This window comes from Candidatus Krumholzibacteriota bacterium (genome assembly GCA_016931295.1).
Taxonomy (GTDB): domain Bacteria; phylum Krumholzibacteriota; class Krumholzibacteriia; order Krumholzibacteriales; family Krumholzibacteriaceae; genus JAFGEZ01.
In genome coordinates, this window is the sequence record JAFGEZ010000002.1 from 26,865 (window position 1) to 39,330 (window position 12,466).

Annotated in this window: 8 protein-coding genes; all 8 read right to left on the bottom strand. The window is 66.4% G+C overall.

The window, feature by feature from the left end:
* Window positions 1–47: 47 nt before the first annotated feature.
* Window positions 48–944 (bottom strand): DUF1385 domain-containing protein, encoded by an 897-nt coding sequence (locus tag JW876_01105; GenBank protein MBN1884104.1) that lies wholly within the window; start codon window positions 942–944, stop codon window positions 48–50.
* A 36-nt stretch (window positions 945–980) separates the two neighbouring features.
* Window positions 981–1,199, bottom strand: coding sequence for a 50S ribosomal protein L31 (gene rpmE / locus JW876_01110; protein ID MBN1884105.1), 219 nt, complete (start codon window positions 1,197–1,199; stop codon window positions 981–983).
* A gap of 109 nt (window positions 1,200–1,308) precedes the next feature.
* Window positions 1,309–2,556 (bottom strand): transcription termination factor Rho, encoded by a 1,248-nt coding sequence (gene rho / locus JW876_01115; GenBank protein ID MBN1884106.1) that lies wholly within the window; start codon window positions 2,554–2,556, stop codon window positions 1,309–1,311.
* A 288-nt stretch (window positions 2,557–2,844) separates the two neighbouring features.
* Window positions 2,845–3,894, bottom strand: coding sequence for a tetratricopeptide repeat protein (locus JW876_01120; protein MBN1884107.1), 1,050 nt, complete (start codon window positions 3,892–3,894; stop codon window positions 2,845–2,847).
* Between the two features lie 235 nt (window positions 3,895–4,129).
* Window positions 4,130–6,127 (bottom strand): primosomal protein N', encoded by a 1,998-nt coding sequence (gene priA, locus JW876_01125; GenBank protein MBN1884108.1) that lies wholly within the window; start codon window positions 6,125–6,127, stop codon window positions 4,130–4,132.
* A gap of 48 nt (window positions 6,128–6,175) precedes the next feature.
* The gene (locus JW876_01130) at window positions 6,176–6,553 is read right to left on the bottom strand and encodes a response regulator (protein MBN1884109.1); all 378 of its coding nucleotides are present in this window, start codon (window positions 6,551–6,553) and stop codon (window positions 6,176–6,178) included.
* Window positions 6,550–9,453 (bottom strand): GAF domain-containing protein, encoded by a 2,904-nt coding sequence (locus JW876_01135; protein ID MBN1884110.1) that lies wholly within the window; start codon window positions 9,451–9,453, stop codon window positions 6,550–6,552. Before JW876_01135 ends, JW876_01130 begins: the two co-directional genes overlap by 4 nt.
* Before the next feature lie 14 nt (window positions 9,454–9,467).
* Complete coding sequence (locus JW876_01140) at window positions 9,468–12,458, bottom strand: GAF domain-containing protein (GenBank protein MBN1884111.1); 2,991 nt, start codon at window positions 12,456–12,458, stop codon at window positions 9,468–9,470.
* Window positions 12,459–12,466 lie beyond the last annotated feature (8 nt).

The window sequence follows — 12,466 nt, forward strand, 5'->3', positions numbered from 1 at the left end:
CCGCGGGCGGCGCGTCCGCCACCCGCCTCATGCTACTCCCGCATCGGCTACGAATCAAGCGCGGTTTCGGCGAGGCTCGCCTCGAGCGCGGCGATCGCCACCTCGATCTGATCGGCGGAGGGCTCGCGCGTCGTGAAGCGCTGGAGGAAGATGCCGGGCCAGAAGACGAATCCGAGCCACCGGCGCACGCCGGGGAGCGCGGAGAGCCGGAGGACCTCGTAGGAGAGGCCGGCGATCACCGGCACGGCGGCGAGACGCAGAAGACGCTCGCCCACGTTCTCGGGCCGCCCGAAGAACATGAAGACGAGGATGCTCACGATCACGACGATCAACAGGAAGCTCGTCGAGCAGCGCGGGTGCATCCGCGGATAGCCTTTCACCGTCTCGGGCGTGACCTCCTCGCCCGCCTCGAAGGCGAAGATCGTCTTGTGCTCGGCGCCGTGGTACTCGAATATCCGCCGCATCTCCTTCCAGAGGGAGACGAGGATGATGTAGAGGACGATGAAGACGAGGCGGATGAGCCCGTCGACGAGGTTGAAGGCCAGCCCGCTCTCGAAACCGGCGAGCTCGGTCAGCTTGAGGGGGATGTAGAAGAAGAGCGCGAGCCCCAGGAGAAAGGCCCCCGCGACGGTCAGAACCATGTGCAGCGTCGAGAGGCCGCCGCCCGCCTCCCCGCCTTCCCCGGCGGCGTGCTCGGCGGAGAAGTTGAGCGCCTTGACGGCGATCATGAACGTCTCGAAGAGGGAAACGGCGCCGCGGACGATCGGCAGCCCGAGCAACCGGTGGCGTTTGGCGAGGGATACGAAGAACTCCGCCGAAACGACGACTTCGCCGTCCGGCGTGCGGACCGCGGTGGCCAGCCGGGTGGGCGAGCGCATCATCACGCCTTCGATGACGGCCTGGCCACCGACATGAAGGGCCCGTCTGGCTTCCCTTTCGGGCATGATGACCTCGGGATACCCGGCGGCGGCGGGCAGGATCTACTTGCTCTGCTTCTTGCGGTAGTCGCCGTACTTGCGCTGGAACCGCTCGACGCGACCGGCCGTGTCGACGAGTTTCTGCTTGCCCGTAAAGAACGGGTGGCAGCTCGAACAGATCTCGACGTGGATCTCGTCCTGCGTCGAGCGCGTCTCGATCACGTTCCCGCAGAGGCAGGTGATCTTCGCCTTCTTGTAGTCGGGGTGCAGCCCCTTCTTCATCTCGTTTCTCCGTTTCGAAGCCCTTCCCGGCCGTTCCGCGGCCGGGACCATGGAATCTAATACGCCGGCCGCGCCGGCGCAACCGGAATTTCCGCCGCAGCTTCCCCCGTCACGCGTTCATCGACTGGAGGAACTTCTGGTTGGTCTTCGTCTTCGATATCTTCTCGAGCAGGAACTCCATCGCCTCGACGGGAGACTTGTCGCTGAGGAACTTGCGGAGAATGTAGACCTTGCTGAGCGTCTTCTCGTCGAGGAGGAGCTCCTCCTTGCGCGTTCCCGACCGGAAGATGTCCATCGCCGGCCAGACGCGCTTGTCGGCGAGCCGGCGGTCGAGGACGATCTCGAGGTTGCCCGTTCCCTTGAACTCCTCGAAGATCACCTCGTCCATGCGGCTTCCCGTCTCGATCAGCGCGGTCGCCATGATCGTGAGGCTCCCCTGCTCCTCGGTGTTGCGCGCGGCCCCGAAGAAGCGCTTCGGCCGCTGGAGGGCGTTGGAGTCGACGCCGCCGGAGAGGATCTTCCCCGAATGCGGCACGACGGCGTTGTGCGCGCGGGCGAGACGCGTGATCGAGTCGAGGAGGATCACGACGTCCTTGCCGTGCTCGACGAGGCGCTTCGCCTTCTGGATGACCATGTCGGCGACCTGGACATGCCGGTCGGCCGGCTCGTCGAAGGTCGAGGAGATGACCTCGCCGTTGACCGAGCGCTCCATGTCGGTGACCTCCTCGGGGCGCTCGTCGATGAGCAGGACGATCAGGGTCACCTCGGGATGGTTCGCCGTGATGGAGTTGGCGATCTTCTGGAGCAGGATCGTCTTTCCGGTCCGGGGCGGGGCCACGATGAGGCCGCGCTGTCCCTTTCCGATCGGCGTGAGCAGGTTCATCAAACGCGCGGAGAGATCCTCCGGATCGTGCTCGAGGTTTATCTGCTCCTCGGGGTAGAGCGGCGTGAGGTTGTCGAAGAGCGTCTTCTTCTTGACCTCGTCGGGGTGCTCGTGATCGACGGCCTCGACCTTGAGGAGCGCGAAATACCGCTCGGATTCCTTCGGCGCCCTGACCTGGCCGGAAACGATGTCGCCGGTGCGCAGGTCGAATTTCTTGATCTGCGAAGGGGAGACGTAGATATCGTCGGGGCCGGGCAGATAGTTGTAGGTCGGTGAACGGAGGAATCCGTATCCCTCGGGAAGGACCTGCAGGACGCCCTCGCTGAAGATGAATCCGTTCTGCTGCGCCTGCGCCTCGAGGATCTTGAAGATGATCTCCTGCTTGCGCAGGTTGCTCAGACCCGTGATTCCCAGGTCCACGCCCATCGTCATGAGCTCCTCGATCTTCATGCTTTTCAGTTCGGCGATATCCATGTACCCTACCTCTTCTTCTCCCACTGATGCTGATGCGGATGATCGATCAGGCGGCACCGCCCGAACACGAGGCCCAAGATCGGTGCCCGGCAACGTTCTCTTGATTGGAAGGAAAACGAAGAATCACGAAGCGACGATTCTCCACGTATCAGTCGTGATTGTACTTCAATGACCTCCTGATGTCAAGCGTTTCGGGTGATCGGGGCGCCGGTCGGGGTCGTGCTGTCCGGGCGTCGGGACGGAAGGGGGCGGGCGCCGCAGCGCGCGGCGTCCGCCCCTCGAAACCGCTTACTGCCCGGTGAGCTCCTTGTATTTCATGAAGGCTTCCTCGGCCTTCATCTTCATGCCCTTCTTGTTGTAGGAGAGGCTCAGGATCTGATAGCCGCGCGGATCGTCGGGGAACATCCCCGTGTACTTCTGCCCCTGCGCGACGGCCTCGTCCCACAGCTCGCCCTTCCAGTAGGTGAGCAGGAGACTGTAGTTCGCCTGCTGGTCCTCGGGGGAGACGTTGATGGCGCTCTGGTAGGCGTCGATCGCCTGGAACCACTTCTCCATCTGGTAATAGGCGACCCCGAGATTGTAGTAGAGATCGAAGCTCTCCGAATCGGTCTTCAGCCGCGCCTCGACGGCCATCTTCAGGAAATCGACGGCCGCTTCGGCCTCGCCCGTGCCGAGGTAGACGTAGCCGACCTTCTCGACGGCCTCGTAGTTGGCTGGATCGTCGAGGAGCAGCCGGTCGAAGATCTCGAGGGCCCGTTCCTTGTCGCCGCGCGAGACCATCACCTGGCCGGCGAGCGTGAGGACGGCGGAGTATTCGTCGTCCTCGGGAGTCGTCCGGGAGACGAGCGTGTCGGTCGCGACGTAGGCCGGCTCGAGGTAGGTGCTGTCCTCCTCGCTCAGCGCGTGGTAGACCTTGGCGAGGTTGAGCCACCCCTTCACCGCGCGCGGATCCGACTTGGTGGCCATGTCGAATTCCTTGGCCGCGCCGACGAGGTTCTCGGCCTGGTAGTCGCTGACGCCGTTGTTGAAATGCTTGGCCCAGTTGTGCGTGATGTTGTTCTCCGCGTCGTTCGTCTTCTTGGGATCGATCCTGGCGGCCGTCATGAACTCTTCGAAGGACTCCCGCATCTTGCCGGTGAAGCTGTAGGAGATGCCGAGCTGGAAATGCGCCTCGGCGTCCTGGGGATTCTTCTCGAGCGCGAGCAGCGCCATCTCGATGGCCTTTTCGTAGTTCTTGTGCTGGTTGTGCAGCATCGCGCTCGTCGTCTCGACGCTCTTGCACGAATTGAGCGTCAGGGCGAGCACCAGCAACGCGAGAATCACCAGCGTCCGCTTCATGTGAGGAGTACCTCCTGTTGAACCGTGATGGGAAATCCGTTTCCCCGTCCGTCGTCGCCCGCCCGCATGCCGACGGCAGGCGGTCGGTGAAGGGTTGGCGGTCCGGGGATTTCCTCCTGAGCGCGAACAGCCCGGAACGAGGGATGTTGCAGGTTGCCTTGTGTGACCACAGGAAAGGTAGCAATCGCCGGAAAAGGTGTCAAGCACTATCAATACGCCCCTTGCGCCCTCCCGGTCACGAGATGTTCACCGGGTCGACGTCCCACTGCAGATCGAGGCCGGAACGATCCCGCAAAGCCGCCGACGCGGCGTCGACGAACCGGCGGCATTCAACCGCGTCGAGTGGCCCGCGGACGAGGACACGGAACCGGTGCCGGCCGCGGACCCGCTGGACGAGCGCGGGGGCGGGGCCGAGCACGCCGGCGAGCATCCCGGCGGCGTCGCGGAGCGCGTCCGCGGCGCGCACGGCGCCATCGAGGGCCGCGTCCTCGCCCCGCGCGGAGACGGTGAAGAGGAGGAGCCGGCCGGCCGGCGGGTACCCGAGCTCCCGCCGGAGCGCGAGCTCGCGCTCGGCGAAGCCCGCGAAGTCGTGGACGGCGAGATGCTCGTAGAGGTAGTGCTCGGGCACGAGCGTCTGGACGATCACGCGCCCCGTCTCGCCACCGCGTCCCGTGCGGCCCGCCGCCTGGAAGAGCAGCTGGAAGGAGCGCTCGACCGCGCGGAAATCGGGGAAGTTCAGACCGGCGTCCCCCGAGAGGACCCCCACGAGCGAGACGTTCGGGTAGTGGTGCCCCTTCGCCACCATCTGCGTCCCGAGGAGGACGTCTGCATCGCCGCGGGAGAAGCGCTCGAGTATCTCGAGGTGGCCGCGCACGCCCGATGTCGTGTCGAGGTCCATGCGCGCGACCCGCAGCCCGGGGACGAGGTTGGCGAGATCGGTCTCGATCCGCTGCGTCCCCGCGCCGCGCTGGCGCAGTCCCCACTTCCCGCAGTTCGGACACTGTTCGGGCGGCGTCCGCCGGTGCCCGCAGTAGTGGCAACGCAACTCGCCGCTGCGGCTGTGGTAGGCGAGCGAGATCGAGCAGTCCGGGCATCGCTCGATCCACCCGCACGCGCGGCACTGGACGTAATTCGCGTGCCCGCGGCGGTTGAGGAGGACGATCGCCTGCGTGCCGTCCCGGCGGCACCGGTCGAGCTCGTCGAGGAGCCGCGACGAGAAGAGCCCCTCCTCTTTCCGCATGTCGACGATCTCGACGGCGGGCATTTGCCCGTCGATGGGCCGGTGGCTCAGTTCGAGAAGCGTCGTCCCCCCGCCGCGCGCCTCGGCGTAGCTTTCGAGCGAGGGGGTGGCCGACCCGAGCAGGAGGGCGGCGCCCTGCAACCGTGCGCGCATGCCGGCGACGGCGACGGCGTGGTAGTGCGGCTTCTCCTCCTGCTTGAAGGAGGTGTCCTGCTCCTCGTCGACCACGACGATCCCCAGGTCGGGCATCGGCACGAAGACGGCCGACCTGGCGCCGATCACCACCCGCGCCTCGCCGGCGGCGGCGCGCAGCCAGATCGAGTGCCGCTGCGGCCCGGTGAGGCGGCTGTGGAGCACGGCGACCTCCCGGCCGAAGCGCCGCCGGAACCGCGCCGTCGTCTGGGGGATCAGGGCGATCTCCGGGATGAGCACGAGGGCGCTCCTGCCCCGCTCGAGCGCCGCCTCGATACAGCGGAGGTAGACCTCGGTCTTGCCGCTTCCCGTGACGCCGTACAGGAGAAAGCGCCCGGGGGCACCCTTTTCGACGGCGCCGGAGACCGCCGCGACGGCCGCCGACTGCTCGTCGGTGAGGTCGGGGTATTCAGCGTCGTGCGGGAATCCGTCGCCCCCCGTCTCGGCGGGGGTCCGCCCCCGCCCCTTGAGCGCGGCGGGAAACATCGCGCGGAGGACCTCGCCGAGGGGATGGACGTAGCGTTCGGCGATGCCCCGCGCCAGTTCGAGAAGCGTCGCGTCGAGAAGGGGCGTCTCGTCGAGGACCGCGGCGATCGGCCTGGCTCGGATGCCGCGCGGCGCGGCGCGCCTGGCAGCGACGACGTAGCCGGTCATCCGCCGCCGGCCGAAGGGCACGAGGACGCGGCAGCCGGGGACCGGCGCCTCCTCGAGTTCGTCGGGAACGAGATAGGTGAACTCCCGCTCGAGTGGAACGGGAAGAACGACGTCGACGAACCGGTATGCCCGCGGCGGTCTGCTCATGACGGGCCGGAGTATACGGCCCGGCGGCCGCCCCGGCAAACCGATTCTCTAGTGCTTGCAGGCGAGCAGCTCGTGTATCCTGTCGACCAGCTTGTTCGGGCTGAAGGGCTTCACGATGTAATCGGTTGCGCCCACCTCGTAGCCGAGCCGCTTGTCGATGTCGCGTCCCTTGGCCGTCAGCAGCATGACGGGGATGTTCCTGGTCAGCGGGTTCGCCTTCAGGATGCGGCAGGCCTCGTAACCGTCGATCCGCGGCATCATCACGTCGAGAATGATCAGGTCCGGCTGTTCGCGCCGCGCCTTCTCGATCGCCTCCTCGCCGTTGGAGGCGGCGATGACCTCGTACCCTTCCGACGCGATGCTGAACTCGAGTATCTGCGTGATGTTGACCTCGTCGTCGACGACGAGCACCTTTCCCTTGTTCATCGAATCTCCTCCATGGTTGCCGTCTCGTGATGCGTGTCGACGGAGCCGGCGGCGGGCGACGGCTCGAGGGCCGAGAGGACGATCTCGCCGCGGTCCTCGGCAGCGCCGAGATCGAGCAACGCCTTGACGAAGGCGCCGACGACCCGGGGATCGAACCGCGATCCGGCCCCCCTGATGATCTCGTTTCGGGCCTCGTCGAGCGTGAAGCAGCGACGGTAGGGCCCCGGCGTGACGAGGGCGCGGAAGGAATCCACGACGTTGACGATCCGCGCCTCGATCGGTATCTCGTCCCCCGCGAGGCCGTCGGGGTACCCCGTGCCGTCGAAATACTCGTGGTGGCAGCGGATCATCCGCATGATCCGCTCCTCGAGCCCCATCGGCGACACGAGGGTGTATCCGGTCGACGGGTGTTCGCGAAGCGCTTCCCATTCCCTGGCGGTGAGCTCCTCCTTCTTGCCGCGTATGGAACGCGGCACCTTCATCATGCCCAGGTCGTAGAGGTTCATCCCGAGCCGCAGCGCGGTGAGCGATCGCTCGTCGATATCGAGTCGCCGCCCCACGGCGAGGGCGATCCGCGTGAGGTTGGTCAGGTTCCGGCTGCCCCACGTCTCGCGGATCTCGAGAATGGAACGCATCGAGTCCTTCAGCTTGTCGAAATTCGACGAGACGGCCTCGTAGGCCCTGAGCTTGTTCAGCATCCCCACGATGATCAGGGCGAGCGACTCGAGCAGCTCCCGGTCGGCCTCGTCGTACTCGCGCCCCTCGACGTTGTCGCTGACGTTCACGACACCGACGATCCGGTCGCCGTCGCGGAGCGGAGCCGAGATGAAGGAGTGGGTCCCGTAGAAGAGGGAGTTGTTCGTGCGGGCATAATCGAGGTCCTTCTCGATGTCGGCCGCGTGTATCGACAGGCCGCTTTCCGCCACGCGCCCGGCGATGCGCTCGCCGACGCGGACGCTCGTGTTCTGGACGAAATCGTATTCGAGCCCCTTCGCGGCGACGATGCGGAGAAGATCGTCGTCATCCTCCTGGCGGAGCATGATCGACGCCTTGCGCGCCTGGAGGATCTCGGAGACCATCTCGACGAGGAGCGAGAGGTACCGTTCCCGGTCGAAGCGGATCGAGCCGAAGTACCCCGCCCCGCCGGCCTGCCTGACGACGACGTCCTTCATCGGCAACAGCACGACGAATCTCGCGCCGGCCTCCTTGACGTTCTCCACCCAGATCTGGCCGTCGTGCCAGTCGACGATGTTCTTGCAGATCGCCAGCCCGAGGCCGCTCCCTCCGTGCTCGCGGGTGTTGCTGGCGTCGACCTGGTGGAAGCGCTCGAAGATCTTGTCGAGCTGGTCCTCGGGGATCCCGCTGCCCGTGTCCTGCACGACGATCCTGGCCGCGGCCGCCTCCTCCTCGAGGGTCACCGTCACGCGGCCGCCGGCCGGCGTGAACTTGACGGCGTTGCTCATCAGGTTGTTCAGCAGCTGCCGGAGCAGCTCGCGGTCCGCGTCGATCGTCACCGGCCCCTTCGGCAACCGGAGATCGCTGTCGACCTCGGCCGAGAGGAATTGCTCGTGCAGCTTGCCGTGGACCTGCTCGATGATCTGGCTGAGGTTGCACGGCACCTTCTCCACCTTGAGGAGCCCCGTCTCCATGCAGGAGTAGTTGAGGATGTTGTCGACGAGCTTGATGATCCGCTCGCCCTCCTCGTCCATCACGCTGAGGAAGTCCCGCATCGTTCCGCGCTCGATCGAGTCGATGTTGTCGAGGAGCGTCTCGGTGTAGGCCTTGACCGACGTCAGGGGCGTGCGCAGCTCGTGCGAGACGATCGAGAGAAAGTTCGACTTGAGCTGGTTGACGCTCTCGAATTCCTCGCGGCTCGCGGCGAGCGCCCGCTCGCCGTCGCGGATCTTGCCGGCGGCTCGCTCGCGCTGCAGGACCTGCAGTATCCCGTTCGTGTAGAAGTCGAAGATCTCCCTGTCGGCCGCGGAGGGGAGGTCGTCGTGGAATCCGACGGTCAGGAAGCCCTTCGCCAGCCCCTTCTCCATCACCGGCGCCACCCATACGGCGCGCCCCGTCCATTCGATTCCGCCGGGAACGAACACGTCGAGGTCCTCGCCGAGTTCCCCGGCGTCGACCGACCAGCCGTTGCCGTGGGAGAGGTCGTCCCGGCAGACGCGGTGGAAGAGCTCCCGCTCGACGGTGAAGGAGGCGTCCGGTCCGGGCTCGAGATCGATCCCGCCGGAGAAGGCGGCGAAGGTGAAATGCGCCTCGCCGTTGCGCGCGAGCCGGAGCAGGACGTACGACGCCCCGGTGTCGGCGGCGACGGCGGAGACGATCCGCTGGAAGAGCTCGGGCGGACGGACGTCGCCGGCCACTGCGCGGTTGATCTCGAGCGCCGAGGCGATCGACAGTCCCCGCGCCGGCGGCTTCGCCTCCCGCGAGACGTAAAGCAGTGACGGCGGTGGCGGGAAGGAGACGGCAGCGACCGCCGTGAGCGCGCCCGCGAGGTCGACGAGCGCGACGAGCTGGAACCAGAAGGGGTCGTAACCGGTCATGCCCGCGGCCGTCAAACCGGCGAGCGCCGTCCCGGCGGCGAGCATGGCCCCCGCGGCGGCGGGCAGGAGACGGCGGGGAACCCGCCCCGCGCCGGCGAGCCACAATCCCGTCGCCCCCAGGGCGACCGCGGCGACGACATGGAGGCCGGGGAGACCGTCGCCGAAGGCGAAGACGAACCGGGAGGCGGCAACGAGCGCGATCCCCGCCACGGAGGCGCCGCGCCGGCGGTCCGGGCCGGACGCGACCGCGCGCGCCGCGCAGACGACGGCTGCGAGGAGGAAGACCAGCAGGTACGCCGCCTGCCCCGCCTCTCCCGTCAGCATCGTATCGATCGCCCGAATGGTCACCGTCGTTCTCCCGCTCAGGTCACCGGGTGGTGTTTCCCCGCGTATCGCAGCTGTTCCGCGAATCGCGTGTAGTCCTCGATCTCGATCACGCCCTCGTCCAGGAGGACCTCGATGAAGGCCTTGATCACCTGCCCGTCGAATTGCGTCCCGCTGTTCGCGATCAGCTCCCCCACCGTCTCGGAGACGGCGAGCCGATGGCGGAACGGACGCGCGCCCATCATCGAGGCGTACGCGTCGAGGACGGCGAGGATGCGCGAGCCGATCGGGATCTGGTCGCCCTTGAGCCCCATCGGGTATCCCTTGCCGTCGATCCGCTCGTGGTGGAAGAGGATGTTCTGGCTGACCATCTCGACGAACTCGAGCGGCCGCATGATCGCCGCGCCCCGCTGCGGGTGCTTGCGTATCTCGTCGATCTCCTCGGGCGTGAGGGCGAGCGTCTTGTTGAGGATGTCGTCGCTCACGCAGGTCATGCCGACGTCGTGCACGCTCGAGACGTACTGGATGACCTGCACCTCCTTCTCGGAGAGCCGGAGCTTCCGCGCGATGCTGGCCGACCACTCGACCGTCTTCCTGTTGAGCCAGTGGTAGTCCTCGCGGCAGGTCGCGATCATCGAGTGAAGCGTGGCGATCGTCTCCTTCAGGAAGACGGAGAAATCCTCCGCCGTTCGCATCCGCTCGATCACCTTCGAGAGGCGCTCGCTCACCGTGACGAGCAGGTTGAGGTCGTCCTCGGTGAAAGATTCGCCGGAGATCTTGTTGTTGGCGTTGATGACGCCGATCACGGTGTTCCCCACGCGCAGGGGCACGCTGACCAGGGACTTCGTCTCGTACTGCCCGTCGTTCGATCGTTCCTTCATCCCGCTCGTCTCGATGTCCCGCACGAGGAGCGGCTCGCCCGTCTCGGCGACCTTGCCGGCGATCGACCGGCCGACGGCCACGCGCGCCTTCTCGACGACCCGCTCGTCGAGCCCGTACGCGCCCTTGATGAACAGCTCCGCGCGGCTCCGGTCGAGGAGCATCAGGGAGACGATCTTCGCGGAGAGCATCTCGGCGATGAACTGCACCGAGAGCTGGAACATCTCCTGGATCTCCTCGCTCGCCTCGATCGATTCGAAGAGATAGCCGAGGAGGTCGTTGAAGTGGTGCTCCTTGGGCAGCGTGAAGGTGAAGCTCGCCCCCTCGCCGACCGTGCTCGACACCTGTATCCAGCCGCCGTGCTGCTCGACGATGTTCTTGACGATCGCGAGCCCGAGGCCCACCCCCTCGCCCATGCTCGTTCCCACCTGGTAGAACTGCTCGAAGATGTGCGTGAGATCCTTCTCGGGGATCCCCGTCCCCTCGTCCCGCACGGTGATCTTCACCGATACGGCGTCCTCGACGGCATCGATGAAGAGCCGCCTGCCCGGCGCCGAGAACTTGACGGCGTTGCCGAGCAGGTTGATGAAGACCTGCTTGACGAGGTCCTCGTCGCCGTCGATCTTCGGAAGATCGCCGGGAAGGCCGATGCGAAGATCGAGCTGCTTGTCGACGAGGTAGGGCTGCATCGCCTGCTCGACCTCGGCGACGACGTCGGCGAGCACGAAGAGTTTGCGCTTGAGCGTCCGCTGGCCGAACTCGATCTTCGAGACGTCGAGCACCTTGTTGACCATGCGGATGAGCCGGTCGGTCTCGGTTGAGATCACGCCGAGGAACTCGTCGCGCTCGACGAACTCGGGGTTGTCGATGTTGTCCTGCAGGCTCTCGACGTAGGCCTTGATCGAGGTGAGGGGCGTCTTGAGCTCGTGCGAGAGATGGGAGATGTAGTTCATCTTGAGCTTGTTCGTGTTCCGCAAATCCTCCGCCTCGCGCTCGAGACGGCTGATCCGTCCGCTCATCACCTCGTAGAGGCGGCTCTTCTCGATGGCGGAGACGACCTGCCCGGAGAGGATCGAGATCAGCCTGACGTCCTCTCCGCCGAAGGGCCGCTCTTCCCGGTCGCCGACCATGAGGATGCCGAGATCGTCGCGCCCCGAGACGATCGGGACGGCGAGCAGGGGATGGAGTTCCCGTCCGTCTATCATCGGCGATCCCGCGATGCGCTCGTCGGCGCCGGCGTCCTCGGAGACGAACCCCTCGGACGCGGCGAGCACCGCGCCGACCAGGCGATCCTCCGCGATCGGGGGTGAGGGCTCGTTCGAGGCGACGCCCTCCTCGCCGAGCTCGACGTGCCGGACGATCTCCCCCTCCGGGTTGAGGAGGAGGACCGACGACCACGGCCGCCGGAGCAAAAGCGTGATCTCCTTGCAGACCATCTTGAGGAGCGTGTCGAGACTGATGACCGAATTGATCCCGAGAGAGATGTCGTAGAGCCTCGTCAGCTCGCTGATCCGGTGCCGCGAGTTCACCAGGCGGTCCTCGGCCGTCCGGAGATAGACCTCGAAGCTGTCGTAGAAGGTGGCGAAGAGGTAGGTCATCAGACTCATGAAGCCGGCGATGACGAGCAGCGTGCCCACGAGGAAATGCGGCCCGGACGGCATCGCCGCCCCCGCGTCGCAGCAGACGAAGTGGGGGATCGTCCCCCGCAGCTCGAGCGCCCCGAGCACGGCGATCGCGGCCACCGTCGCCAGGGTCACCGCCGCGCCGGCGCGCAGCGGGGGCAGGAGCCGCCCCGCGAAGAAGAGGGGAAGCACGAGCAGGAAGAGGAAGGGGCTGGCGACCGTGCCGGTGAGGTAGACGAGGCCGATCACGGTGAAGAGATCGACGAAGACGGTCGCCCACCGCCACGCCTCGCCGGCGCCGCGGCCGAGAATCCGGCCGCCGCGCGCGTTCCCGAGGCTCGCGACCAGGATATCGAGAAAGGCCGCCGCGATGAAGACGCCCGCGACGAGGCCGGTCCGGAAATCGAACCCGGCGATCTCCCGCGCGATGTAGAAGATCGAGAAGATCGCCGCGAGCTCGATCAGCCGCACCTGCGGAATGCTGACGATCGTCGGCGAACGTCCCTCGGTCTGTCTCCTACCGAACATGTCGCTCC

Bases quoted from the DNA above. Each gene is read 5' to 3' on its own strand.
- JW876_01130 (MBN1884109.1), bottom strand. From the start codon at position 6,553: ATGAACAAGGGAAAGGTGCTCGTCGTCGACGACGAGGTCAACATCACG.
- JW876_01105 (MBN1884104.1), bottom strand. From the start codon at position 944: ATGCCCGAAAGGGAAGCCAGACGGGCCCTTCATGTCGGTGGCCAGGCC.
- JW876_01140 (MBN1884111.1), bottom strand. From the start codon at position 12,458: ATGTTCGGTAGGAGACAGACCGAGGGACGTTCGCCGACGATCGTCAGC.
- priA (MBN1884108.1), bottom strand. From the start codon at position 6,127: ATGAGCAGACCGCCGCGGGCATACCGGTTCGTCGACGTCGTTCTTCCC.
- rpmE (MBN1884105.1), bottom strand. From the start codon at position 1,199: ATGAAGAAGGGGCTGCACCCCGACTACAAGAAGGCGAAGATCACCTGC.
- rho (MBN1884106.1), bottom strand. From the start codon at position 2,556: ATGGATATCGCCGAACTGAAAAGCATGAAGATCGAGGAGCTCATGACG.
- JW876_01120 (MBN1884107.1), bottom strand. From the start codon at position 3,894: ATGAAGCGGACGCTGGTGATTCTCGCGTTGCTGGTGCTCGCCCTGACG.